20 protein-coding genes and 1 riboswitch are annotated in these 24,224 nt (G+C 63.5%); of the genes, 10 read left to right on the top strand and 10 right to left on the bottom strand.

The window, feature by feature from the left end:
* Window position 1 precedes the first annotated feature (1 nt).
* From ATY78_RS13025 to pobA, 3 genes are all read right to left on the bottom strand, one after another.
* On the bottom strand, window positions 2–865 hold the full coding sequence (locus ATY78_RS13025) for a branched-chain amino acid ABC transporter permease (RefSeq protein ID WP_088682762.1): 864 nt from the start codon (window positions 863–865) through the stop codon (window positions 2–4).
* 66 nt (window positions 866–931) lie between these two features.
* The gene (locus ATY78_RS13020; RefSeq protein ID WP_088682761.1) at window positions 932–2,104 is read right to left on the bottom strand and encodes an ABC transporter substrate-binding protein; all 1,173 of its coding nucleotides are present in this window, start codon (window positions 2,102–2,104) and stop codon (window positions 932–934) included.
* 148 nt (window positions 2,105–2,252) lie between these two features.
* The gene (gene pobA / locus ATY78_RS13015) at window positions 2,253–3,425 is read right to left on the bottom strand and encodes a 4-hydroxybenzoate 3-monooxygenase (protein ID WP_088682760.1); all 1,173 of its coding nucleotides are present in this window, start codon (window positions 3,423–3,425) and stop codon (window positions 2,253–2,255) included.
* 119 nt (window positions 3,426–3,544) lie between these two features.
* Here pobA and ATY78_RS13010 point away from each other — a divergent pair, with 119 nt between their 5' ends.
* On the top strand, window positions 3,545–4,435 hold the full coding sequence (locus tag ATY78_RS13010) for a helix-turn-helix domain-containing protein (protein WP_088682759.1): 891 nt from the start codon (window positions 3,545–3,547) through the stop codon (window positions 4,433–4,435).
* 29 nt (window positions 4,436–4,464) lie between these two features.
* On the opposite strand, the gene ATY78_RS13005 is transcribed toward ATY78_RS13010, so the two are convergent.
* The 4 genes from ATY78_RS13005 to ATY78_RS12990 form a co-directional block, all read right to left on the bottom strand.
* Window positions 4,465–6,849: a phosphoketolase family protein gene (locus ATY78_RS13005; RefSeq protein ID WP_088682758.1), complete on the bottom strand. Its 2,385-nt coding sequence runs from the start codon at window positions 6,847–6,849 to the stop codon at window positions 4,465–4,467.
* A 70-nt stretch (window positions 6,850–6,919) separates the two neighbouring features.
* Window positions 6,920–8,098, bottom strand: a complete 1,179-nt coding sequence (locus ATY78_RS13000) for an acetate/propionate family kinase (RefSeq protein ID WP_088682757.1) — start codon at window positions 8,096–8,098, stop codon at window positions 6,920–6,922.
* A 118-nt stretch (window positions 8,099–8,216) separates the two neighbouring features.
* Window positions 8,217–9,788: a bifunctional diguanylate cyclase/phosphodiesterase gene (locus ATY78_RS12995; protein ID WP_088682756.1), complete on the bottom strand. Its 1,572-nt coding sequence runs from the start codon at window positions 9,786–9,788 to the stop codon at window positions 8,217–8,219.
* A 468-nt stretch (window positions 9,789–10,256) separates the two neighbouring features.
* Entirely contained in the window at window positions 10,257–10,805 is a 549-nt protein-coding gene (locus tag ATY78_RS12990; protein ID WP_088682833.1) for a histidine phosphatase family protein, read from the bottom strand.
* A gap of 55 nt (window positions 10,806–10,860) precedes the next feature.
* Window positions 10,861–11,011, top strand: a riboswitch (cobalamin riboswitch).
* Window positions 11,012–11,036: 25 nt separating this feature from the next.
* Between ATY78_RS12990 and ATY78_RS12985 the strand changes: the two genes are divergently transcribed.
* The 3 genes from ATY78_RS12985 to ATY78_RS12975 all read left to right on the top strand — a co-directional run bounded on the left by ATY78_RS12985 (window position 11,037) and on the right by ATY78_RS12975 (window position 12,715).
* Window positions 11,037–11,246, top strand: a complete 210-nt coding sequence (locus ATY78_RS12985; protein ID WP_088682755.1) for a CbtB domain-containing protein — start codon at window positions 11,037–11,039, stop codon at window positions 11,244–11,246.
* A gap of 114 nt (window positions 11,247–11,360) precedes the next feature.
* Entirely contained in the window at window positions 11,361–12,095 is a 735-nt protein-coding gene (locus ATY78_RS12980) for a CbtA family protein (RefSeq protein WP_088682754.1), read from the top strand.
* Window positions 12,092–12,715 (top strand): hypothetical protein, encoded by a 624-nt coding sequence (locus tag ATY78_RS12975; RefSeq protein ID WP_088682753.1) that lies wholly within the window; start codon window positions 12,092–12,094, stop codon window positions 12,713–12,715. Before ATY78_RS12980 ends, ATY78_RS12975 begins: the two co-directional genes overlap by 4 nt.
* Here the strand turns inward: ATY78_RS12975 and ATY78_RS12970 are convergent.
* The gene (locus ATY78_RS12970; protein WP_088682752.1) at window positions 12,700–13,362 is read right to left on the bottom strand and encodes a sulfite oxidase-like oxidoreductase; all 663 of its coding nucleotides are present in this window, start codon (window positions 13,360–13,362) and stop codon (window positions 12,700–12,702) included. The two genes, ATY78_RS12975 and ATY78_RS12970, sit on opposite strands and share 16 nt — an antisense overlap.
* Window positions 13,363–13,473: 111 nt before the next feature.
* On the opposite strand from ATY78_RS12970, the gene ATY78_RS12965 reads away from it, so the two are divergent.
* The 6 genes from ATY78_RS12965 (at window position 13,474) to ATY78_RS12940 (ending at window position 21,346) form a co-directional block, all read left to right on the top strand.
* Window positions 13,474–15,348 carry a sensor histidine kinase gene (locus tag ATY78_RS12965; RefSeq protein WP_280950441.1) on the top strand — a complete coding sequence of 625 codons (1,875 nt, stop codon included), beginning with the start codon at window positions 13,474–13,476 and terminating at the stop codon, window positions 15,346–15,348.
* Window positions 15,345–16,679, top strand: a complete 1,335-nt coding sequence (locus ATY78_RS12960; protein ID WP_088682751.1) for a sigma-54 dependent transcriptional regulator — start codon at window positions 15,345–15,347, stop codon at window positions 16,677–16,679. The genes ATY78_RS12965 and ATY78_RS12960 overlap by 4 nt, the downstream gene beginning before the upstream one ends.
* A gap of 230 nt (window positions 16,680–16,909) precedes the next feature.
* Complete coding sequence (locus tag ATY78_RS12955) at window positions 16,910–17,893, top strand: tripartite tricarboxylate transporter substrate-binding protein (protein WP_088682750.1); 984 nt, start codon at window positions 16,910–16,912, stop codon at window positions 17,891–17,893.
* Window positions 17,894–18,112: 219 nt separating this feature from the next.
* Window positions 18,113–18,574 carry a tripartite tricarboxylate transporter TctB family protein gene (locus ATY78_RS12950; protein WP_088682749.1) on the top strand — a complete coding sequence of 154 codons (462 nt, stop codon included), beginning with the start codon at window positions 18,113–18,115 and terminating at the stop codon, window positions 18,572–18,574.
* A gap of 9 nt (window positions 18,575–18,583) precedes the next feature.
* Window positions 18,584–20,089: a tripartite tricarboxylate transporter permease gene (locus tag ATY78_RS12945; RefSeq protein WP_088682748.1), complete on the top strand. Its 1,506-nt coding sequence runs from the start codon at window positions 18,584–18,586 to the stop codon at window positions 20,087–20,089.
* An 87-nt stretch (window positions 20,090–20,176) separates the two neighbouring features.
* Window positions 20,177–21,346: a M20 aminoacylase family protein gene (locus ATY78_RS12940; protein ID WP_088682747.1), complete on the top strand. Its 1,170-nt coding sequence runs from the start codon at window positions 20,177–20,179 to the stop codon at window positions 21,344–21,346.
* A gap of 171 nt (window positions 21,347–21,517) precedes the next feature.
* Here ATY78_RS12940 and ATY78_RS12930 read toward each other — a convergent pair whose 3' ends face one another.
* Both ATY78_RS12930 and ATY78_RS12925 read right to left on the bottom strand, forming a co-directional pair.
* The gene (locus tag ATY78_RS12930) at window positions 21,518–23,305 is read right to left on the bottom strand and encodes an adenine deaminase (protein WP_088682746.1); all 1,788 of its coding nucleotides are present in this window, start codon (window positions 23,303–23,305) and stop codon (window positions 21,518–21,520) included.
* Window positions 23,302–24,222: a nucleoside hydrolase gene (locus tag ATY78_RS12925; protein ID WP_088682745.1), complete on the bottom strand. Its 921-nt coding sequence runs from the start codon at window positions 24,220–24,222 to the stop codon at window positions 23,302–23,304. The genes ATY78_RS12930 and ATY78_RS12925 overlap by 4 nt, the downstream gene beginning before the upstream one ends.
* Window positions 24,223–24,224: the final 2 nt, after the last annotated feature.

Below are 24,224 nucleotides of genomic sequence, written 5' to 3'. Positions count from 1 at the left end.
TTCATTTCACCCTTCCGGCAAGGCCGCGTGGGAAGACGCAGATGATGGCGATCACGGCGAGATAGAAGAAGAACTCGCCGAATTCCGGCATCAGATAGCGTCCTGTCGTATCGATCGCGCCGAGCAGCAGGCAGGCGATCAGTGCACCGGGAATGGAGCCCGCGCCGCCGACGGAGACGACGACCAGGAACGTGACCATGTAGCGCAGCGCGTAATAAGGTTCGACCGGCAGGAGTTCGGCGCCGACCACGCCGCCGAAGGCGGCAAGCCCGACGGCAATGGCGAAACTCACCGCGTAGATGATCTCGGTGCGCACACCGAGGGCCGCCGCCATCGCCGCATCGTCGACGGAGGCGCGCAGCTTCACCCCGAAGCTGGTTCGCTCGATCGCGAACCAGAGGGCGAACGCAACGGTGAGACCGCAGAAGATAACAAAAAGCCGGTGAACGGGAATGGTGCGGAAGCCGAGATCGGCCGATCCCTGCAGGGCGCCGGCAAGCGGTATGGTTTTCAGCGTCGGCCCCATTGCGTAATTTGCGATGCCGATGACGCAGAAGGTGATGCCGATGGTCATCAGCACCTGGGTCAGTTCGGGCGCGCCATAGATCCGGCGGTAGAGAAAACGCTCGAGCGGAATTGCGATGATGATCGTGGCGATGACGGCCGCGACGACTGCGACCGCGTAACCGAGCCCGAGGTCACGGGCGGCATAGGAAGCGATGTAGCCTCCGATCATGGCGAAGGCGCCATGCGCCAGGTTGACGACACGCATCAGCCCCATGGTCACGGAAAGGCCGATCGAGATCACGAAGAGCACCATGCCATAGGCAAAGGCGTCGACGGCGATGCTGAAGACTGTCTGCATGGAAATACCTTGCTTCGGCGCGGCGGGCTCGATGCGGAGCCCGCCGCGTCACCGGACTTCGGATATTTACTTGGCTGCTGCCAGGCCCGGATCGCCCTGCTTTTCGAAGGTCTGGACCTCTTTGTTGATGTAGGTTCCGTCATCGGTTTTGGCGACTTCGCGGAGATAGATGTTCTGCGTGATGTGGCGGCTTTCCGGGTCGATCGAAACCGGGCCGCGCGGGCTCGTCCAGGCCAGGCCCTTGACCGCATCGACAGCCTTTGCGGCATCCTGCTTGCCGCCCGTCGCCTCAATCATCTTGTAGATGACATACATGCCGTCATAGGCGCTGACGGAGGGGAAGGAGAGTTCGGCCTTGTTGCCGATCGCCTTGGCGGCGGCTTCGACAAAAGCCTTGTTCTCGGGGGAATCGTGCGACACCGCATAGTGGAAGGTCGTCTGGATGCCGAGCGCAGCATCGCCAAGCGCCGGCAGGTCGGATTCCTGCGTCAGATCACCGGGCGCAAAGAACTTGATACCGGCCGCCTTCAGGCCGTTTTCGTTATAGGCCTTGACGAAACCGAGCGTCGTCGGGCCGGACGGCAGGAAAGCGAAGACGCCCTGCGCGCCGGAATCCTTGATGCGCTGCATGATCGGGCTGAAGTCGTTGGTCGCAAGCGGCATGCGGATCGCCTCGACCACCTGACCGCCGGCCTTTTCGAAGCCGGTCTTGAAGGCGTTCTCGGCATCGATGCCCGGGCCATAATCGCTGACGACCGAAATCACCTTCTTGACGCCGGCGTCGAAGGCGACCTTGGCGATCGGCGTCGAGGTCTGCCAGGTGGTAAACGAGGTGCGCACGACGAGCGGGCTCTTGGTGACGATCGCCGAAGTCGCGGCATTCATGATAACCATCGGCACGTTGCCCTGCTTCAGGATCGGCGTCACCGCCATGGCATCCGGCGTGAAGTAGAAGCCGGCGAGATACTGGACCTTCTCCTTGACGATCAGTTCCTGGGCCAGCGCCTTGGATTGGGCAGGATCGGCCTGCGGCACGTCGCGATAGACGATCTCGACCGTATCGCTGCCGACCTTGTTGCCGTTGACGGCCATATAGGCGTCGATGCCGGCCTTGAAGTTCTTGCCCTGGAGCGCGAACGGACCGGAGAACGGCCCGATGACGCCGACTTTGATGGTGTCGGCATAGGCGCTCGCGCCCATGGCGATTGCCGCAACGGCGGCCAGAAGCAGTTTCTTCATGTTTCTCTCTCCCTTTTGGCGCACTCCCGCGCCGTACTTCCTAGCTACCGAGGTTTCAGCGCCAGCTTGTCATCCGAAGTGGTGATGTAAAATGAAATAAATGCCGTAATGCATCACCGTGCGATTATGATTTGACGCCAACCGCGCATCAGAAAGGCAATCCCACATAGTTTTCCGCGAGCGCCGTCGAGGCCGCGCGGGAATGTGTGAGATAATCGAGTTCGGCCTCCTGGATCTTCTGGTCGAAATCGCCCGTATCGGGGAAACGATGCATCATCGACGTCATCCACCAGGAAAATCGGACGGCTTTCCACACGCGGGCGAGCGCCTTTTGCGAATAGCCGTCAATGCCGCTATCGGAGCCTTCGCGATAATGCCCGATGAGCCCGCAGAAGAGGTAATGGACGTCGCTCGCTGCAAGGTTCAGCCCCTTGGCGCCGGTCGGCGGTACGATATGGGCGGCATCGCCGACAAGGAAGAGCCGGCCGAAACGCATGGGCTCAGCGACGAAGGAGCGTAAGGGAGCGATCGATTTTTCGAAGGAGGGCGCAGTCGTCAGCGCCTCGGCATGATGCGCCGGCAGGCGCCGTCTCAGTTCGTCCCAGAAGCGCTCGTCGCTCCAGTCCTCGGCCCTTTCGTCGAGCGGGCATTGGATGTAGTAGCGGCTGCGCGTCGCCGAGCGCATCGAACAGAGCGCGAAGCCCCTTGGATGGTTGGCGTAGATCAGTTCATGGCTGACGGGCGCCACGTCGGTAAGCAGGCCCAGCCAGCCGAAGGGATAGACCTTCTCGAAACTTCGGATCGCCCGTTCGGGAACGGATTTGCGGCTCACTCCATGAAAGCCGTCGCAGCCGGCGATGAAATCGCAATCGATGCGCTTGGCGGCGCCGTCCTTTGTATAGGTCACGAAGGGGGAGCGACCGTCGAAATCATGCGGCGCGACATCGGCGGCATCGTAGATCGATAGGGCGCCGCTCATTTCGCGCCGCTCCATCAGGTCGCGCGTCACTTCGGTCTGCCCGTAGACGGTGACGTGCCGGCCGCCGGTCAATTCGGAGAGGTCGATGCGATGGTCGCGCCCGTCAAAGGCGAGGGAAAAGCCGTCATGCGGCAGGCCTTCGGCATGCAACCTCGCTCCGGATTTGGCCTCGTCCAGCAGCCCGACGGTGCCTTCCTCAAGAACGCCGGCGCGCACCCGGCCGAGAATATAGGTCTTGCTCACGCGGTCGAGGATGACGTTATCGATTCCGGCTTCGGTCAGAAGCTGGCCGAGAAGCAGGCCGGATGGACCGGAACCGATAATGGCGACCTGGGTTCGCAAATGCTTCCTCCCTCACATTTTTGCGTTTTGTCAGATTTTGCCGCGCCGCCATCACCGCAACAATGGACATTCCAGCCTAAAAATTGCACTAATCGAACATTGGTGCGGGAGGAGCTCCCATGAGCAGACATGTGCCTACTTATGAGCTCTACGGCGAAAACACGGGACAAGCGCCGGAGTTTTGGTTGCATTGCGAAACAATTCGCTCCCGCAGCAGCCTGCATCAATGGGAAATCCGGCTCCACCGCCACGAGAGCTTCTTTCAGATATTGTACATCGGGGCCGGTTCGGGCGATGCGATTTTCGGCGAGAAGAGCCATGCCATTCGTCCGCCGGCTATCATCACGGTTCCTCCTGGCCTCCATCACGGTTTTCGCTTCTCACGTGATATCGACGGCCTCGTGATCACCATGCTGAGATCTCATCTCAGCCACCCGCCCGGCGAGCGAAGCCATCTCGGAGAATGGCTGGCGACGCCGCATCTGACGCTGCTCGATCCCGACAATGCCGAGGCGGCCTATGTCATGCAGACGTTGAGACGGCTCGGCGACGAATTCGAAAACCGCCGCAGCGGCCGCAACGAGGTGCTGGCCGCCTATGTTGGGCTGGCGTTGCGGCTGACGGCGCGCATTTCCCATGAGGGGAATGCGCAGGAGCTTCCGTCAAACGAGAACGAGAGGCGGATGGAGATGCTGAACGAACTCATCCAGCAGCATTTCCGATCGCACCGGCCCGCTTCCTTCTACGCCAGAGAACTTGGCGTTTCGCCGACGCATCTCACGCGTATCGTCCGGTCGATGACCGGCAGCACGCCGCATGAATTGATCGCCGGCAAACTCATCGAGGAAGCGAAGCGACAGCTGGTCTTCACGCTTGGCAGCGTTCAGGAGATCGGGTTTCGGCTCGGCTTTGCCGATCCCGCCTATTTCTCGCGCTTCTTCCTGAAATATGCGGGAGAAACGCCGCGCGTCTGGCGCGTGAGAGAGAAGGTTCGGCTCGAGGGCGCATAGATTCGGGTGCGTCGGCGCAAATTTTCGCCTCACGCTGCCGGCCACACCCAGTTCCGCACCTCCGGCATGTCCTCGCCGTGCTCCCTGACATAGTCGTGATGCTCAGCGAGCTTGCCTTGGAAGGCGGCGAGCGCGTCTTTTGCCTTCTCCTTCAGGCCCGGTACGCGCTCGATGGCTTCGATGGCGAGGTGGAAGCGGTCGAGCTGGTTGAGGACGGTCATGTCGAAAGGTGTGGTCGTCGTGCCTTCCTCGATGAAGCCGCGGACGTGGATGTTCTCGTGGTTGGTGCGCTTATAGGTCAGGCGGTGAATGAGATAGGGATAGCCGTGATAGGCGAAAATGACAGGCTTGTCCGACGTGAAGATCGCGTCGAAGGCCTCGTCGGAAAGGCCGTGGGGATGCTGGTCGCTGGATTGCAGTGCCAGAAGATCGACGACGTTGACGGTGCGGATCTTCAGTTCCGGAACGGCCTTGCGCAAGAGGTCGACGGCGGCGAGCGTCTCCATCGTCGGGACATCGCCGGCACAGGCCATGACGAGATCAGGAGCGATCGTGTCGTCCTCGTTGCTTGCCCAGTGCCAGATGCCGATGCCGGCCTCACAATGTTTCACCGCCTCGTCCATCGACAGCCATTGCGGCTCCGGCTGCTTGCCGGCGACGATGACGTTGACGCGGTCATAGGTGCGAAGGCAGTGGTCGCCGACCCAGAGCAGGGTGTTGGCGTCCGGCGGCAGGTAGATGCGGACGATATCGGCCTTCTTGTTGGCGACGAGATCGACGAAGCCCGGGTCCTGGTGGCTGAAGCCGTTATGATCCTGGCGCCAGACATGCGAGGTCAGCAGATAGTTCAGTGATGAGATCGGCTTTCGCCATTCGAGCTCGCGCGTCACCTTCAGCCATTTGGCGTGCTGGTTGAACATGGAATCGATGATGTGGATGAAGGCCTCGTAACAGGAGAAAAGGCCGTGCCGGCCGGTCAGCAGGTAGCCTTCCAGCCAGCCCTGGCAGAGATGCTCGGAGAGCACCTCCATGACGCGTCCGTCCCGGGAGAGTTTGACGTCGTAGGGTTCGATATCCTCCATCCAGACGCGCTCGGTGACTTCGAAGACGCTGCCGAGACGGTTCGATTCCGTTTCGTCGGGGCCGAAGATGCGGAAGTTGGCAGCCTCCGTGTTGAGCTTCATCGTGTCGCGCAGGTATTGGCCGAGGATCTCCGTCGACTGCACCATGGCGCCGCCCCGCTTGCCGATATCGACCGCATAGTCGCGGATATCGGGAACAACCAATTCCTTGCGCAGCAAGCCGCCATTGGCATGCGGATTGGCGCCCATGCGGCGTTTGTCGGCAGGGGCGAGTGCGCGCAGCTCCGGGTTCAGCCGGCCGTCGGCGCCGAACAGATCTTCCGGATCATAGCCGCGCATCCAGTCTTCGAGGATCTTGCGATGAGCCTCATTCTCGCGGCAGTTGGAGACCGGCACCTGATGGGCGCGCCAGAAGCCTTCCACCTTCTTGCCGTCGACCTCCTTCGGGCCGGTCCAGCCCTTTGGGCTGCGCAGCACGATCATCGGCCAGCGCGGGCAACCGTCCCCGGCCTCACCGTTACGGGCCTGCCTGCGGATCTCGCCGATGCGGTCGAAGATCCGGTCGAGGGTCGCTGCCATCTTCTGATGCATGTCGCGCGGCTCATGGCCTTCGACGAAGAACGGTTCGTAGCCGTAGCCTTCGAAGAGATGCCTGAGGTCGTCATCATTCGCGCGGCCGAGGATCGTGGGGTTGGCGATCTTGTAGCCGTTCAGGTGCAGGATCGGCAGGACGGCGCCGTCGCGGGCGGGGTTCAGGAACTTGTTTGAATGCCAGCTGGCGGCCAGCGGCCCGGTCTCGGCCTCACCGTCGCCGACGACGCAGGCGACGATGAGGTCAGGATTGTCGAAGGCGGCGCCATAGGCATGGACGAGGGCGTAGCCGAGTTCGCCGCCTTCATGGATCGATCCCGGCGTTTCGGGTGCTGCATGGCTCGGGATGCCGCCGGGGAAGGAGAATTGCCGGAAGAGCTTGCGCATGCCTTCGGCATCCTCGGAAATATCGGGGTAGATCTCGCTGTAGGTGCCTTCGAGATAGGTGTTGGCGACCATGCCCGGTCCGCCGTGGCCGGGGCCGCACATATAGATCATATCGAGATCGCGGGCGCGGATGAGGCGATTGAGATGCGCATAGATGAAGTTGAGGCCAGGCGTCGTGCCCCAATGGCCGAGCAGGCGGGGCTTGATGTGTTCCGCCTCCAGCGGCTCGCGCAGCAGGGGATTGGCCAGCAGGTAGATCTGGCCGACCGAGAGATAGTTGGCGGCCCGCCAGTAACGGTCGATCAGGGTGAGTTCGGCGTCGGTCAGAGCGGCGGTCGAGACATGCTTTTCCATCGGTTTCTCCCGTTCGAAAACCTGTTCACGTCAAATACGAGCGGGGCTGCCCGCCTGTCGTTGATCTGAATCAGTCACTGCCCAGAATGGAGATCGCCTCGTCGGCGATGACCTGCTCCTCATCGGTGGCGATGACATGGACGGCGATGCGGCTATCCCCGGCGCTGATGGCGAAGTCATTGGCAGCATTGGTCTTTTCGTCGATGGTGACGCCGAGCCATGACAGCCGGTTCACCACGCCGGCGCGGATCTCAGGCTGATGCTCGCCGATGCCGGCGGTGAAGACGACGGCGTCGAGGCCGCCGAGTGTGACCGCCATGCGGCCGATTTCGCCGGCAATGCGCAATGTGAAGAGGTCGATTGCCTGCCGTGCCTCCGGCCGGTCGTCCTTCAACAGGTCGCGGCTATCGGCGCTGATGCCGGAAACGCCGAGCAGGCCGGAACGGTGATAGAGCAGGTCTTCGATCTCACTCAGGGATTGCTTCTTCTCGCCAGCCAGATGCAGGACGACGCCGGGATCGAGCCAGCCCGGACGCGTCGCCATCGGGATGCCGTCGAGCGTTGAGAAGCCCATGCTGCAATCGCGGCTGAGACCATGGTCCAAAGCGCAGAGGCTGGCGCCGCTGCCGAGATGGGCAATGACCACCTTTGCCGCTTGCGGCGACCTGCGGCGGAGTTCGCCGGCGATGAATTTATAGGAGAGGCCATGGAAGCCGTAACGCTTGATACCCTCCTCGTGCAGCGCCCGGGGGATGGCGAAGCGGCGGACGAGATCATCCTGTGTGGCATGGAAGGCCGTGTCGAAGGACGCCGTCTGGAGAAGGTGCGGCTTCAAATGCCTGAGCGCACGGATGAAGCGCAGCGCCTGCGGCTGGTGCAGGGGCGCAAGCGGGGTCAGCGCATCGACGGCATCGATGGCGGCGGCGTCGAGCGCGACCGGCCCCGTGAAGCGGTCGCCGCCATGGACGACGCGGTGCCCGGCGGCGCGCACGGCGGCAATGTCGAAATGATCGGCGAGGAGAGCGAAGGTCTCGTCGATGACGTCATGCAGGTCTTCCGTCACCTCCGATTTCAACGGCACCTCGAACCTCTGCGGTCCTTCCGTCAGATTGAGCGAAAGCGGCTCGGCGCGGAAATCGATCACCCCCTTGCCGATACGCCGCGCTCTGGCTCCGTCGATCGCGAAGAGGCCGATCTTCACGGTCGATGAGCCGGCGTTGAAGGTCAGGAGGAGGTCGGTCGATGGCATGTCTTCAGAGACTCCGCACGAGGCGTCACGATGGCCGAACTTAGCGCCGGGGCTTCGGACGGAAAGGCATTTGTCCGCCGATCGGGCATTTTTCGCTACATAGCTCGCAGTCGGTGAGTCAGGCCGTGGAGGCCAGATTGGCCTTGCGATCGTCGATGAAGATGCTCGCCTCGGCGGCGGGCATCGCCTTGCCGAAGAGATAGCCCTGGCCGATATCGCAGCCGAGCTGCAGCAGGAAGGCCAGCTGGCCGTGGTCCTCGACACCTTCCGCTGTCGTCTTGATGTTCAGGCTCCTGCCGAGGCCGAGCATGGCGCGGACGATCTTTTCCTGCCGTTCGTCGTCCCGGCAGGTGGCGGTGAAGCTCTTGTCGATCTTGATCTTGTCGAAGCGGTAGCGGGCGAGCTGGGCGAGGCTCGAATAGCCCGTGCCGAAATCGTCGAGCGCGATCTGAATGCCGGCCGCGTGCAGTTCGTCGAGGACGACGGCGGCGACGGCAGGGTCCTGGATCAACGCGTTTTCGGTGATCTCTATTTCAAGGCGCTGCGGCGGCAGCCGGCTTGCGGAGAGAACCTTGAGGATGCGCGAGGTCAGCAGCTTGTCTTCCATCTGCACCGGCGAGACGTTGAAGGACAGCATCACCTGCTCGGGCCAGGCGAGCGCGTCGCCGCAGGCCTGGGCGAGAAGATCCTCGAACAGAGCGGTGATCATGCCGGTTTCCTCGGCGATGCCGATGAAGACGGGCGGCGGAATGTTGACGCCATCCTCGCCGATCCACCGGGCCAGCGCCTCGAAGCCGCAGAGCTGGCCGGTCTTGAGGTCGATCAGCGGCTGATAGAAGGGTTTGATCGCCTTCTTGGAGATCGCGGCGCGCAGCCTCGTTTCCAGCGCGGCGCGTTCCGCCACCTTGTCCTGCATCGAGGCTTCGAAGACGAGATGGTGGTTGGGGCCGCGCGATTTTGCTTCGTACATGGCAAGGTCGGCGCGGTGCGCGGCATTCTCAAGCGGTTCGGCTCCCTCGGCCCAGCGGTCGTAGCCGACGCTGGCGCCCACTTCGACGGCAAAGCCGTCTATGTGAATCGGCCGGGTGACGGCCTGGATCAAAAGCTTGGCGAAACGCTCCTCGCGCTGCGCCGTCAGGCCGAAGGCGACGATGATGAATTCGTCGCCGCCGAAACGATAGACGCAATCGGCATTGCCGATTGCGCAGATACGCTTGGCGACCTCGATCAGCAGGACGTCGCCGCCCTTGTGGCCGACGAGATCGTTGACTTTCTTGAAACCGTCGAGATCGACGGAGAAGATGGTGACGTTGCGAGCCCACTCCTCGATCTCGGCTTCCTCGTCCAGGATCGGCCGCGAGAGGATCTTGCGCTCGAAGGCGTAGCGGTTCGGCAGTCTGGTCAGATGGTCGTGGGTGGCTGTCCAATCCGCCTTCGCCTGTGCGGTGGCGCGCAGCTCCATTTCCTTGCGCAGGTCGGCGATGCGCAGCACGGAATAGATGAAGCTCATGGCGCCGGCGATGCCGAGGGCAAGAATGAGCTTGTTCGCTCCGTACTTGCCGAAACCGGTCATGAAGGAGACGAGGCCGTCGTCGAAGTGCAGCAGCGTGCTGAGGATCCAGAGGGTTACTCCGAACACTACGACTGACACGCATTGCCTTCCGGCCCTGCTTTGGAAAAACGCCGGCATTATTGCCTTCTCCATCTCCACCCTGCGCCGAGGTATCACGAAAATCTGAAATGTTCGTTGAAACCAGAAGGCGAATTGTTGGAGAAGCAGCCTGTTTCGGCGCTACAGGGACAGCGATTACGCTGCGGCCGTTCGTCGGCGCGGCTGGGAAGACAGGGGAGTCGGGTTGAACGGCGAGGGGAGGGAGCGGGAAGAACGAGGGCGAGCGTGCTGCCGCATCGCTCGCCCTGTCTCGCTTTTTCAGGCGGTGACGATCAGCAGCGGGACGCTGACGACCAGACCGACCAGAATTACGGTGAACGTCGCAACCCGCATCAAACGCAGGCGCCGCGTACGCTCCCCACTCCAATCATATGTCATGTCTTCCATCTCCTTGGGACAAGGAAGTAGTCCCGGTCAAACCCGGTTCAATAGAGATGACGCTATTTGCTTGCGTAAGGCTGGACAGTATGAGGGGTATCTAATTCTCTAGAAGCGCAGTGACCAGCGCTGTCCATTGCTGGTCATACGAACGACCGCCAGCGGCTCGACGTCGATGAGCCAGAAGGACGGGAGCGGCGCCTGAAGCACATGCGCGGTCGCCGCCCGGATGACGGCCGGGTGGGTGACGGCGATCACATGGCCTCCGAGCAGGGATTGCTCGTCCATCCAGCCGGCGACGCGCCTGCGCAGGCCGAGAAAGCTCTCGCCTCCGTGTGGGGCGGCTTCCGGATCGCTCATCCAGACCACGAGATTCTCCGGCTCTTCGGTCCCGATCGCCGCTATCGATCTGCCGGCCCAGCGGCCATTGTCGCAGTCGGCAAGCCGCTGTTCCATTTCGGCTTCGAGACCGAGTGCTGCAGCGGTCTGGCGGGCGCGCAAAGCCGGGCTGGTGACGATACGGTCGGCGTGGGGCAGGCGGGCGATCCTGCCGGCTTCCTCGACCGCTTTGTCTTCCAGCGGTTCGTCGAGCGGAAACAGGGCCTTGCGGCTTGCCGCCGTCGCGCCGTGGCAGATCCAGGTGAGGCGCGTATTCACCATCGTTCCGATCTCCGCAATGTGGTGGGGACGGCGCTTTGCCGGCTCGTGAAGTTTCGTTGACAGTCTCTCCGGCGTGCAGATATAACCGTGGCGTTGCGGGTTTGGAAGCCGGTGGAAATCCGGCGCGGTCGCGCCACTGTGACCAGCGTGTCGAAACTTCTTCGCGCTGGAAGTCAGACCCTGCCGCACAACACTCTTTCGACTGAACGCGTCATTCCGGAGGAATACATGTCTGACACTACTTTTGCACCTGTCGCGGCACCGGCGCCGATCCCGGTAGGGGAAATCCTGCCCTGGGCGATCTTCGGCGGCCTGCTGATGCTGATCGTTCTCTATTTCGTCGGCACCGAGGAAGGCGCGATGGCGCTGTTCAACGGCATGTACGTGCACGAATTCGTGCATGACGCCCGCCATCTCCTCGGCTTTCCCTGCCACTAAAGCGCATCGCGATCTTTCAGATTCGCTTCTCGCGCTTTAGGTCTTTGTTTTACGCATGTCGTTCTCGCAAAACCGCTGCACAGTTTTGCGCGACATGCTTAGGGGGATACTGACATGGTTGGAAATCTTCTGCTTCGCGGCATGCTCGCGGGCGTGATTGCCGGCATCCTGGTTTTTGCCTTTGCCCATACCTTCGGCGAGCCGCTGGTCGATGCGGCGATCGCCTTCGAGGAGGCGAGTGCCCAGGCGGCTGGCGAAGCCGCCGAACCTGAGATCGTCAGCCGGGCCACGCAGGCCGGTCTCGGCCTTTTCACCGGCGTCATGGCCTACAGCATTGCTGTCGGCGGGCTTTTTTCGCTTGCCTTCGCTTTCGTGCACGGCCGCCTCAGCAGCCTTTCGCCGCGTGGCACCTCGGCCGTCATCGCCATTGCCGCCTTCGTGGCGGTCGTTCTGGTTCCTGCCGTCAAATATCCGGCCAATCCGCCGGCGGTCGGCAATCCCGATACGATCGGTGTCAGGACCGAGCTGTTCTTCCTGATGATCGTCGTTTCGCTCGCCTCGCTGATTGCGGCGGTGGCGCTTTCGCGCCGCCTTGCCGGACGCTTCGGTCTCTGGAACGGCGCGATCATCGCCGGCTCCGCCTATCTCGTCTTCATCGGCGCGGTTCTCTATCTCTTGCCGCCGATCAATGAGGTGCCGGAGAATTTCTCGGCGATGGTGCTCTGGCGGTTCCGTACGACCACGCTCGGAATGCACGCGATCCTTTGGGCAGCGCTCGGTATTGTTTTCGGAGCGCTAGCCGAAAGGCGTCTCGGCGCCAAGAGCGGTCTACGGCCAGCTTTCCGGTGATCCGGCGCGACGACAGGCTTGGTGTTCTCCTTGGGGCAAGCCTGCTTCTCATCATCGCCGGCGACGCCTGCGCGCATTCTCGCAGCGCAGGCGGCAGCCATGGCGGTATCGATATCCCGGAAATTTCCCACGGCGAGATGGCAGTGATTTCGGACTATCGCCGTGGGATCATCGACCTCGCATCCCGTGCAGTCGATACCAACGAGCCGTTCCGCCGCGTGCTGAACTATGCCGAGATCCAATATTCCTATTGCCTGTGGGGCAGGGTGCCGGGCAGCGTGACGGATGAGGAAAGTCCGTTCAACGAATGCGCCCATGCCTATCTCGCGGCAACGAAAGCCGTGCTGATGGCGATGCGGGAGATGCCGCGGGAGGCGCCTGCAGCAGGAGAAATCATCTCCGCCGTTGACGCTGATATGGTGCGGCGTGGGCTTGCGCTCGTCACCTGCCAGTTCAGCGGCGAGGCCTTTAACACGGCCGATATCATCAAGCCGCGCTGGAGCAAGATACCGCTTCATTTCGCCAGCATGGCGTCGCTGACGGGGCTTGCCGCCTTGTTGGGGTTTGCCGTCCTGGCGCTTCGCCGTTTCCTGCGGCGGAAGGCTCAATCGTCGGAATAACGCTGCTCGCGCCACGGATCACCAAGCATGTGGTAGCCGTTCTTTTCCCAGAAACCGGCCTCATCGGCAGCGATCAGTTCGATGCGGCGCAGCCACTTGGCGCTCTTCCAGAAATAGAGATGCGGCACGACGAGGCGCATCGGGCCGCCGTGATCTGGTGTCAGCGGCAGACCTTCCCATGAGGTCGCGAGGATCGCGTCCTCGGCGGCGAAATCGGCAAGCGGCAGGTTGGTGGTATAGCCGTCGTAGCTCGTCAGCATGACGTAAGCTGCTTCCGGCCTCGGCATGGCACGATCGAGCAGATCGCGCGTCGAAACGCCCTTCCATTTGTTATCGTAGCGCGACCAGGTGGTGACGCAGTGGATATCGCTGATCTTGCTGCTCTGCTCGATCCCCTGGAAATCGGCCCAGGTGAGGGTAAGAGTCATTTCGACAAGGCCGCGTACCTCAAGCCGCCAGCTCTCGGTTGAGATGACGGGCTGCTGGCCGAGATCGAGCACCGGCCAGTTCTTGACGAGGTGCTGGCCGGGCGGCAGGCGCTCGGTCTCGGGGCGGCTGATGCGGCCGGTCAGGAACTTGCCCTCTGCCGCCCAGCGGCGCTTGGAGCTGGTGAGCTTGCTGTCGGCGGGCGTCTGGTCGTCGCTCATGGAAGGGGTCTCCTTGCGGTGCCGCAATAGGACATTCACCCCTGCGGAGTGTCAAGTTTCGGCGCGCTCTTGGAAAACCTCGCTTGCCTCATTAAACTGAGCCCGTCGGGCATGCCTTGCTGGGGAGTGAAGGCAGAAAGGGAGGAGCCGGATCTGTCTTCGAGATATCGTGCGATAGCGGCGCTGCTGGTGGTGCCGCTCATCATTTTCGCCTTCTTCACCTATGGAAGCGCGATTGCGACGCGTGCCTATATGCAGGAGGCTTCGGCCCAGGCGGGAACGGCGCTGCGCCTTGCCGTCTCGGCGCTCAGCGGCCACCTCAACCGCTACGAGGCGCTGCCGGCGCTGATCGCCGATCACGACGATATCAAGGAACTGGTCAGTGCGCCTGACGACATGGTGCTGCGCGATGCCGCCAATCTCTATCTCAAGGAGATCAACGGGCTCTTGAAATCCTCCGACATCTATGTGGTGAAGCCGGATGGGGAAACGATCGCGGCGAGCAATTATGATGGACCGGGAAGTTTCGTCGGCCAGAATTTCAACTACCGCCCCTATTTCCAGGAAGCGATCGAAGGCCGGCAGGCCCGGTTCTACGCTCTCGGCACCACGTCCCTGAAGCGCGGCTATTATTTTTCGGCCCCGATCAGGGTCGGCGCGGATATTCGCGGCGTCATCGTCTTCAAGGTCGATATCGACATGATCGAATCCTCCTGGAGCGGCGGGGAATACAAGATCTTCGTTTCCGATCCGGAAGGCATCATCTTCATGTCCGGCAGTCCGGAATGGCTCTACGGCGCGATCCTGCCGCTGACGGCCGACCGTATCGCCCGCACGGAAGCGTCGCGGCGCTATGCCAATGCGAAGCTGACGGCGCTGCCGGTGACGCGCCATCGCTTCGAGCCGCATGATCTGATGACGCTTGCGGGCGACCGGGGCGCAAGCGAATATCTGATGCTGTCGCACTACATGCCGGCCGAGGACTGGACGGTGAATGTGCTGATGGAGACGAGTTCCATCCGCGCTCAGGCGCGCACGGCGCTTGTCGCCGTCTTTCTCATCCTTTGCATTGCCGGGCTTGCCGTGGCGGTCATTCGCCAGCGGCGGGCGCGGCTTGCCGAGCGCATGCAGATGCAGGCCGAAGCGCGGGGTGAACTCGAGCGGCGGGTGGAGGAGCGCACGGCCGATCTTGCCCGCGTCAACAGCCGCATCGAAGAAGAGATCGCCGAGCGGCGGTTGACCGAGCAGCAGCTTCGCCAGACCCAGGCCGACCTCATCCAGGCGGGCAAACTCGCCGGCCTCGGGCAGATGTCGGCAGCGCTTTCGCATGAATTCAACCAGCCGCTCGCCGCTGCCAAGACCTATACGGACAGCGCTTCCGTTCTGATCGATCGCGGGCGGACGGAGGAGGCGCGCGACAATATAAGGCGGATCGGCGGGCTGATCGACCGCATGGCCTCGATCAGCCGGCACCTGCGCAACTTCGCCCGCAAACCGAACGAGAAGCTCGGGCCGGTTCCCCTCGACGAGGCGATGCGCGATACGCTGGAGATCATCGCCTGGCGGCTGAAGGCGGCCGACGCCGAGCTCCGGCTCAATCTCGGAATGCGGCCGCCGGTCGTGCGCGCCGGCTCGGTGCGTCTCCAGCAGGTGCTGGTGAATGTGATCTCCAACGCGGCCGATGCGGTGGAAGGCCTGGATGACAGGCGTATCGAGGTTTCGGCTTTCGAGGAGGCCGGCAAGGTGGTGCTGACGGTGCGCGATCACGGACCCGGTGTGCCGGCGGCAATCGCCGAGCGCATCTTCGATCCCTTCTTCACGACCAAGGGTGTCGGCAAGGGGCTCGGCTTGGGGCTTTCGATCTCCTACAACATCGTCAAGGATTTCGGCGGCAGCCTGACGGCTGCCAATCATCCCGAAGGGGGCGCGGTGTTCCGTATCGAGCTGCAATCGGCGGCGGGGCTGATGCCGGAGGCAGCGGAATGAACGATGCGAAAATCCTGCTCGTCGACGACGAGGAAGAATTGCGCCGCTCGACGGCGCAGGCGCTGGAGCTCTCCGGCTTCAGCGTCGAGACTTTTTCGAACGGCGATCACGTGCTGGAGCTGATCGGCTACAGCTTTCCCGGCGTCGTCGTCAGCGATATCCGCATGCCCGGCATGGACGGCATGACCTTGATGCAGAAGATCCGCGAAATCGATCAGGAGGTGCCGGTCATCCTCGTCACCGGCCATGGCGACGTGCAGCTTGCGGTGAAGGCGATGCGTGAAGGCGCCTATGATTTCATCGAGAAGCCGTTCACGCCTGAAATGCTCGCCGGGGTCATCCGCCGGGCGATGGAGCGGCGCGGCCTCGTGCTCGAAAACCGGCTGCTGAAAGCGGTCGCCGGCAAACGCGACGATATCGAGGCGCGGTTGCCGGGGCGCACCCAGGTGATGGTGGATCTGCGCTACCGCATCCGCGCGATCGGCGCCAGCGATGCCGATACGCTCATCGTCGGCGAGACCGGGGCAGGCAAGGAGGTGGTGGCGCGCGCGCTTCACGATATCAGCGCCCGGGCGAGCCGGCCGTTCATTGCGATCAACTGCGCCGCGCTGCCGGCGAACCTGATCGAGAGCGAGCTCTTCGGCCACGAGCCCGGCGCCTTCCCCGGTGCGGTCAGACCGCGCTACGGAAAGTTCGAGCATGGGCGCGGCGGCACCATCCTGCTCGACGAGATCGGCTCCATGCCCTTCGACCTTCAGGCGAAGTTCCTGCGGGTGCTGCAGGAGCGGGTGATCTCCAGGCTCGGATCGAACGAGGTCGTGCCGCTCGACGTGCGCTTCATCGCGACGAGCAAGGTCGATCTGGAGGCGGAGGTTGCCGTTGGCCGCTTCCGCGCCGATCTTTTCTACCGGCTGAACGTCGCGACGCTGCACGTGCCGTCGCTGTCGCAGCGGCGGGCGGATGTTCCGCTGCTCTTCCTGCAGCTGGTGCGGGAAGCGGCCGCCCGCTACGGCCGTGACGAGATTGCCGTGCTGCCGGAGGTGATCTCCGACATTGCCCAGCGCGACTGGCCCGGCAATGTGCGGGAACTCAGGAACGCCGCCGACCGTCTGGTCCTCGGCCTCGACAATGGCGGACGGCAGGCCGAAGAGGCGACCGGGCTTGCGGAGCGGGTCGCCGAATTTGAGCGCGGGGTCATCGCCAGCGCGCTGGTCGCGCATGGCGGCAGCCTCAAGCCGGTCTACGAGTCGCTCGGCATTTCCCGGAAGACCCTCTACGAAAAGATGCAGAAATACGGCCTGGATAAGCGGATGATGATCACCGAAAGCTAGAGCCTTTCCGGCTGACTGCGCTTTCTCTCCGGATGCGATGGGTGGAATTCCACCCATCGCATCCGCCGTTTGTTTCCAAATCGACCCATGCTGCATCGCACTGTCGCAGAATCCTCTTCCAAAAGCGGTGGCGATGATTGCCGGCCGATTTTTCCCGGCGGCAAATAGGCAATCCGAACCGGCGCGGAGGATGTGTCGGCGGGCTCGCTTATTTCATCAGGGAGGAAACGATGAAAATCCTGAAGGCCATGCTCGGCCTGACCGCGGCTGCCGCGGTCTCTCTTCTCGCCGGCGTCGCTTCGGCGCAGACCTATCCCGAACGCACCATCACCATGGTCGTGCCCTTCGCCGCCGGCGGCCCGACCGATACGGTTGCGCGCCTCGTCGCCGAATCCATGTCGAAGGATCTCGGCCAGCAGATCGTCGTCGAAAATGTCGGCGGTGCCGGCGGTACGCTCGGCGCCGGCCGCGTGGCGAGTGCCGATCCCGATGGCTACACCATCCTGCTGCACCATATCGGCATGGCGACCAGCGCCACGCTCTACCGCAAGCTCGCCTATGACACGCTCGGCGCCTTCGATTATGTCGGCCTCGTCACCGAGGTGCCGATGACGATCGTCGCGCGCAAGGATTTCGAGCCGACCGATCTCAAGGGTCTGATCGACTACGTCAAGGCCAACAAGGACAAGGTGACGGTCGCCAATGCCGGCATCGGCGCGGCTTCGCATCTCTGCGGCATGATGTTCATGAGCGCCATCCAGACGCCGCTCACGACCGTTCCCTACAAGGGAACCGGCCCTGCGATGACCGATCTGCTCGGCGGCCAGGTCGATATCATGTGCGACCAGACCACCAACACGACGAAGCAGATCACCGGCGGCACGATCAAGGCCTATGCCGTGACCTCGCCGAAGCGCCTCGACGTGCTGAAGGATGTCCCGACGGCTGTCGAAGCCGGCCTGCCGGGCTTCGAGGTCGGCATCTGGCACGGCATCTACACGCCGAAGGGCACGCCGGCCGAGATCAACGAACGCCTGTCGAAGTCGCTGCAGGTGGCGCTGAAGGACCCGAATGTCGGCGCCCGCTTCGCCGAGCTCGGCACCGCGCCGTCTTCCGACGCCGACGCGACGCCCGCCGCTTTGAAGGCCAAGCTCGAAAGCGAGATCGCTCGCTGGAAGCCGGTGATCGAGGCTGCCGGGGAATATGCCGACTAGTCGTGAGGGGGTGCCAGGAGCCCCCTCACCCTACCCTCTCCCCGCTGGGGAGAGGGGACGTCCCATGTGTAGGCTGCATCCGCCGCAATGTCGTCGCTGTCGAAAGACGGGAAGAGCGTGCCGCGAGTCTTCTTCTCCCCTCGGGGAGAAGGTGCCCGGCAGGGCGGATGAGGGGGCGCCACGGTACGACATCAACCATCTCCAACTCCAGGAGACACCATGAAATCCATCAGTTTCGATACCACCAATGCGATTTGTGGCGGGCTTTTTGTCGCGACCGGCGCCTTTTTCGCCTTCCAGTCGCTCGGGCTCGAGCTTGGCACCGCCTTTCGCATGGGCCCGGGCTATTTCCCGTTCATCCTTGCCTGCGCGCTGATACTTCTCGGCGCGATCATCTTCATTCAGGCGCTGCGCGTGGAGGGTGAGCCGGTCGATCCCTTTGCCTGGCGCGGCATGCTCTTCATCCTGCCGGCTCCCGTCTTCTTCGGGCTGACGGTACGGGGGCTCGGATTTGCACCGGCACTGTTCTTCACCGCCTTCATCGCCTGTTTTGCGTCACGCAAGATGAATGTGGTGTCCGCGGTCATCCTCTCGCTGCTGCTGACGATCTTTTCGGTCGCTGTCTTCAGCTATGGGCTGGGGCTGCCGTTCGAGCGTTTCGGTCCCTGGGTCCGGTTCTAGGAGGCGACGGTGGATCTTTTCAGCAATCTCGCGCTCGGCTTCGCCACAGCGGCGACACTCGACAATCTTCTCTTCTGCCTGATCGGCGTCCTGCTCGGCACGCTGATCGGCGTGCTGCCGGGCATCGGCGCCACGGCGACGATCGCCATGCTCCTGCCGATCACCTTCCAGCTCGAGCCGGTCTCCTCGCTCATCATGCTCGCCGGCATCTACTACGGCGCGCAGTATGGCGGCTCGACGACGGCGATCCTCATCAACATGCCGGGCGAATCCTCGTCTGCCGTCACCGCGATCGACGGGTACCAGATGGCCCGCAAGGGCAGGGCGGGGGCAGCACTTGCGATCGCGGCTCTCGGCTCATTCTTCGCCGGCACGGTCTCGACCTTCCTCGTCGCGATCTTCGCGCCGCCGCTCACCGACATCGCGCTGCAATTCGGTGCGGCCGAGTATTTCTCGCTGATGATCGTCGGCCTCGTTTCCTCGATCGCGCTGGCGCATGGCTCGGTCGTCAAGGCGCTGGCGATGGTGGCGCTCGGGCTGCTGCTCGGCCTCGTCGGCACGGATATCTACACCGGCACGCCGCGTTTCACGCTCGGCATCCGTGAATATGCGGACGGGCTGAATTTCGTGGCACTCGCCGTCGGTGTCTTCGGTGTGGCGGAAATCCTGCGTAATCTCGAGGGTGAGTCCACGCGCACGGTGCTGATGGCCAAGGTGTCCGGCCTCCTGCCTTCGCGCCAGGAATTCAAGGAGATGATCGCTCCCGTCATTCGCGGCACGGCGATCGGCTCGGCGCTCGGCATCCTGCCCGGCGGCGGGGCAATCCTTGCTTCCTTCGCCTCCTATACGGTGGAAAAGCGCATCTCGAAGACGCCGGAGGAATTCGGCAAGGGCGCGGTCGCGGGCGTCGCAGGACCGGAATCGGCCAACAATGCCGGCGCGCAGACCTCGTTCATTCCGCTCCTGACGCTCGGCATTCCGGCCAATCCCGTCATGGCGCTGATGATCGGCGCGATGATCATCCAGGGCATCGTGCCGGGACCGAACGTCGCCACCGAGCAGCCGGCGCTGTTCTGGGGCATCATCGCCTCGATGTGGATCGGCAATCTGATGCTCGTCATCCTCAACCTGCCGCTGATCGGGCTCTGGGTGAAGCTGCTGACCGTGCCTTACTACGTGCTCTTCCCCATCATCATGGCCTTCTGCTCGATCGGGGTCTACAGCGTCAATTCCAACGTCTACGACCTCTATGCCGTCGCCTTCTTCGGGCTCATCGGCTACGTGCTGGCAAAGCTCCGCTGCGAGCCGGCGCCGCTGCTGCTCGGCTTCGTGCTCGGCCCGCTGCTGGAGGAGAACCTGCGGCGCGCGATGATCCTGTCGCGCGGCGACGCCACCACCTTCATCACCCGGCCGATCAGCGCCACGCTTCTGGCGATCGCGCTGGCCGTGCTCATCGTCGTCTTCCTGCCGAGCGTCAGGAAGAAGCGCGAGGAGGTGTTCGTCGAAGAGGCTTGAGGGTTGAAGTCGCAGCTTGTTTGATGAACAAGGAATGATCTGAGGCGGGCGCCGTTCGGCGCCCGTTTCGCATGAAGGGATATTCCCATGAGCATTCCCGCTGGGATCAAGGACGATCTGCCGTTCCTCACCGCCTTGCGCCGCGATCTGCACGCCCATCCGGAACTCGGCTTCGAGGAGGAGCGCACCGCCGGCATCGTCGCGAGGCTTCTCGAAGAGGCCGGGATCACGGTGCATCGCGGGCTTGCCGGCACCGGCGTCGTCGGCACGCTGCAGGTCGGCAACGGCACGCGCCGGATCGGGCTGAGGGCCGATATGGATGCGCTCGCCATGCCTGAAATGGCCGAGCGGCCCTATAAATCGACCGTGCCGGGGAAGATGCATGCCTGCGGCCATGACGGCCATACGGCAATGCTGCTTGGCGCTGTGCGGCATCTTGCGGCGACGCGGAATTTTTCCGGCACGGTGCATTTCATCTTCCAGCCGGCCGAAGAGGGCCGCGGCGGGGCAAAGCGCATGGTGGAAGAGGGGCTCTTCCGGCTTTTCCCCTGCGATGCCGTCTATGGCCTGCACAATATGCCGGGGCTGGATGTCGACGAGATTGCCGTGGTCGAAGGGCCGCAGCTCGCCTCCTCCGACAGCTGGCGCATCACTTTTCGCGGCGTGGGCACGCACGGCGCCAAGCCGCATCTCGGCCGCGATCCGATCACGGCGGCCGGCACTTTCCTGTCGTCGCTGCAGACGATCGTCGGGCGGGTGGTCGACCCGCTGCAGCCGGCCGTCGTCAGCGCCTGTTTCCTGCAGGCAGGCGATACGAAGGCGCTGAACGTCATTCCGGATAGCGTCGAGATCGGCGGGACGGCGCGGGCCTATTCGCCTGAGGTGCGCGACCAGCTGGAAACCGAGATCGGCCGATTGGCCAGCGGAACGGCCGCGATGTACGGCATATCAGCCGAATATCGTTTCGAGCGGCGCATTCCGCCTGTCCTCAATGATGCGGATGCGACCGCCCGGGCGCTCGCCGCGGCGGGCACTGTTTTTGGCGAGAAGGTGCGGACGAGCTTTCCGCCTTCGACGGCGGGGGATGATTTTGCTTTCTTCGCTGAGAACGCACCGGGTTGTTATGTCTGGCTCGGCAATGGGCCGGCGGTGGACGGGGCGCTGCATCACAACACGGCTTATGATTTCAACGATGGGGCGCTTGGATATGGGGCGGCTTATTGGGTGGCGTTGGTGGAGCGGGAGTTGAAGGTATAGGTCGCGTTTGCGGCCCCCTCATCCGCCCTACGGGCACCTTCTCCCCGCTGGGGCGAAGGGGGAATCGAGACGTCGCCGCGAGTCCCTTCGCCCCAACGGGGAGAAGGCGGCAGCAGCCGGATGAGGGGGCCGCACGGCACTCGCTCTCGTTTGCAGTCCGTGCGTCCCGACTTACAAAACCTCGAGCACCGGACTTTCCAGCACCTTGCCCGTCACCACATCCGCGATCCCCCGGTCCGTCTGATGCGGGCCGGCGTTGCAGGCGAGCGTTGCGCCGAAGCAGGCCTTGAAGACGCGGTAGGGCGGTTTCCAGTCGGCGATCTTGTCCATGGCTTTGCGGATATTGGCGAAGGCGAGGGCCGTGTCCTGCAGCGAGGCGTCGGTGACGAGGCCGGAGAGCGGCAGGGGCAAGATCGCCTCGATCCGGCCGTCCCTGGCGACGGCCATGCCGCCCCCGGCTGTGACGACGGTGTTGGCGGCGAGCGCCATGTCGCGGGCGTTGCCGCCGAAGACGGTGAGGTTGTGGCTGTCATGCGAGACAGTGGTGCAGAAGGCGCCGCGCCATTCGCCCCAGCCGGTGAGAAAGCCGATGCGCGGGATACCCTCGGCCTTTCCATGGCGATGGACGACGGCGATCATGGCGCTTCCCGCCGGCGGCGCGACGAAGCCGTCCCGGACTTCCGTTTCGGCCTCGCCCCATTGCGTGAAGCGTGGGCGGTCGATGGTGGCGACGCGGACGCGCGCGCCTTTCGCAGGGATGCGGAAATCGTTCTCGGTGAGCGGCGGCAGCTTCACGGAATTGGTGAGCGGCGCGGTATCGAGCGGTTGAACGGCTGCCTCCATGCCGCCATTGCGGGCGACGATGCGGCCGCCTGATATGACGAGGCGCGCGCGGAATTCCGTGAGATCTTCGAAGAGCACGAGATCGGCGCGGCGGCCGGCGGCGATGAGGCCGAGATCGGAGCGCTTCAGCCGTTGTGCCGCATTGAAGGTCGCTGCACGCAGCGCCCATTCCGGCTTCATGCCGTAGCGCGCCAGGCGTCTGATGACGTCGTCGAGGCCGCCGCTTTGGTAGAGTTCGTCGGGAAAGACGTCGTCGGTACAGAGCGTCACTGTCGGGGGCAGGTGGCCGAGACCGTTCAGCACCTCGACGAATTCTTTCAAGAGGTGATCGTGGGAGCCGCGCAGCTCGATCGTCAGGCCGGCGGAAAGCTTGGCGGCGAGGTCGGCGCCCGAGGTGAGTTCGTGGTCGGAAGTGACGCCGGCTGCCATGAAGGCGTTGAGGTCGGCGTCTTCGAGGCCGCGGGCATGGCCGCAGACGAGCTTGCCGGAGGCAAGGCCTGAATTGACGATGGCGCTCATGCGTGGATCGCCATCGATGACGCCGCGCATGTTCATGACCTCGGCAACGCCGCCGACGGCAGGCGAGCGCAGCATCTCGGCGATAATGGAAGCGTCGAAATCGGCGCCGGCAAGCTCCAGGCCCGGTGCCGACGGCACGCAGGAGGGAGCGAGTAGGATCATGCGCAGCGGCAGGGATCGCGCCGCCTCGATCGCCCAGCGCACGCCATCGAGGCCATGGACGTTGCCGAATTCATGCGGGTCCCAGACGATCGTGGTGATGCCGCGCGGAAGCACCGCGCTCGCATATTCTGCAGGCGTCACCATCGAGCTTTCGACATGCATGTGGGTGTCGATCAGGCCCGGCGTGAGGATGGTGCCAGTTGCGTCGATGATTTCTAGCGCGTCCGTGCGGCTTGCGGGGGCATGGACGCTTGCGATCAGCGCGCCGATGAGGCCGATATCAGCCTCTCGGATCAGGCCCGTCACGGCATCGAGCAGGCGGCCGCCGGTAATCAGCATATCGAATGGGGCGTCGCCGCGGGCGGCGGCAACGGCGCGGGCGCGCAAGGCGGGATCGTTGAGATCGAAAGGTTCCTGACGAGGTGTGGCGTTCATTTGCGGGCCTCGTTGACCAAAGCGGTGAGAATGATGGCGCGCGCCCTGTCGGCGTCGATGTCGGCGGCAAATTGCGCGTTGAAGGTCGCATGCGTGGCGCGGGTCTCGACGACGGTGCGGCCACGGGTGAAGGCGCCGTGCAGTTCGACGTCGATGCGCGCGGGGCGGAAGCTCACGATATCGGGCGCGATGAAGGCGACGGCGGCGGAGGGATCGTAGATCGCCATGCCGGGGCGGCCGCGGCTGGTGCCGATATTTATATAACCGGCGAACATATCGGCGATCAGTTCGGCATTGCCGCCGCCGGCATTGCGCACCGGCTCGGCATCTTCGGGCTTTGCCACTACCTTGCGGCAGAGGTCGAGATCGACCATGCGCAGCGGCAGGCCATGGGCGATGATAATTGCCAGTGCCTCGGGATCGGCGAGCGCGTTGAATTCGGCCGAGGCCGTATGGTTGCCCGTGGTGACGCCGCCGCCCATCCAGACGAGGTCGGTGATGCGGGCGGCAAGATCGGGGCGGGCGAGCGCTATTGCGGCGATATTGGTGAGCGGACCGAGCGCCAGGATGCGGTGTGGCCCGTTGCCCTCGAGCCAGCGGCAGAGCGCGGGGAAGGCATCGCTCTCGGCAAGGGCAGGGGCATCAGGCAGGTTCTTGCCTGATGTCGGGATGCCGGTTTCACCGAGGATCGCCTGGGCGGTTTCGAACTTGCCGAGAACGGGCGCAGCACGGCCGGTATGGATGGGAAAGGTCCAGCCGAAGGCGGCGGCCGCCCCGGCGGCATTCGCCCGCACCTGCGGCAGCGGCGCATTGCCGAAAACCAGTGAGACGCCGTCGATTGCATATTCCGACTGCGTCACCAACAGAATGGCGGCGATGTCGTCGAAGCCCATGTCGGTATCGATCCACACACCCATGA

The organism is Rhizobium sp. R635 (assembly GCF_002211285.1).
In the GTDB taxonomy this organism is placed as follows: Bacteria; Pseudomonadota; Alphaproteobacteria; order Rhizobiales; family Rhizobiaceae; genus Rhizobium.
The sequence above is the reverse complement of the archived record's forward strand: the minus strand, read 5'-3'. Positions and strand labels throughout refer to the sequence as shown.

Coding starts and splice junctions, on each gene's coding strand:
- ATY78_RS13025 (WP_088682762.1), bottom strand. CDS start 865: ATGCAGACAGTCTTCAGCATCGCCGTCGACGCCTTTGCCTATGGCATG.
- ATY78_RS12925 (WP_088682745.1), bottom strand. CDS start 24,222: ATGGGTGTGTGGATCGATACCGACATGGGCTTCGACGACATCGCCGCC.
- ATY78_RS12965 (WP_280950441.1), top strand. CDS start 13,474: ATGCCTTGCTGGGGAGTGAAGGCAGAAAGGGAGGAGCCGGATCTGTCT.
- ATY78_RS12995 (WP_088682756.1), bottom strand. CDS start 9,788: ATGCCGGCGTTTTTCCAAAGCAGGGCCGGAAGGCAATGCGTGTCAGTC.
- ATY78_RS13000 (WP_088682757.1), bottom strand. CDS start 8,098: ATGCCATCGACCGACCTCCTCCTGACCTTCAACGCCGGCTCATCGACC.
- ATY78_RS12940 (WP_088682747.1), top strand. CDS start 20,177: ATGAGCATTCCCGCTGGGATCAAGGACGATCTGCCGTTCCTCACCGCC.
- ATY78_RS12985 (WP_088682755.1), top strand. CDS start 11,037: ATGTCTGACACTACTTTTGCACCTGTCGCGGCACCGGCGCCGATCCCG.
- ATY78_RS12960 (WP_088682751.1), top strand. CDS start 15,345: ATGAACGATGCGAAAATCCTGCTCGTCGACGACGAGGAAGAATTGCGC.
- ATY78_RS13020 (WP_088682761.1), bottom strand. CDS start 2,104: ATGAAGAAACTGCTTCTGGCCGCCGTTGCGGCAATCGCCATGGGCGCG.
- ATY78_RS12980 (WP_088682754.1), top strand. CDS start 11,361: ATGGTTGGAAATCTTCTGCTTCGCGGCATGCTCGCGGGCGTGATTGCC.
- ATY78_RS13010 (WP_088682759.1), top strand. CDS start 3,545: ATGAGCAGACATGTGCCTACTTATGAGCTCTACGGCGAAAACACGGGA.
- ATY78_RS13005 (WP_088682758.1), bottom strand. CDS start 6,849: ATGGAAAAGCATGTCTCGACCGCCGCTCTGACCGACGCCGAACTCACC.
- ATY78_RS12970 (WP_088682752.1), bottom strand. CDS start 13,362: ATGAGCGACGACCAGACGCCCGCCGACAGCAAGCTCACCAGCTCCAAG.
- ATY78_RS12955 (WP_088682750.1), top strand. CDS start 16,910: ATGAAAATCCTGAAGGCCATGCTCGGCCTGACCGCGGCTGCCGCGGTC.
- ATY78_RS12950 (WP_088682749.1), top strand. CDS start 18,113: ATGAAATCCATCAGTTTCGATACCACCAATGCGATTTGTGGCGGGCTT.
- ATY78_RS12930 (WP_088682746.1), bottom strand. CDS start 23,305: ATGAACGCCACACCTCGTCAGGAACCTTTCGATCTCAACGATCCCGCC.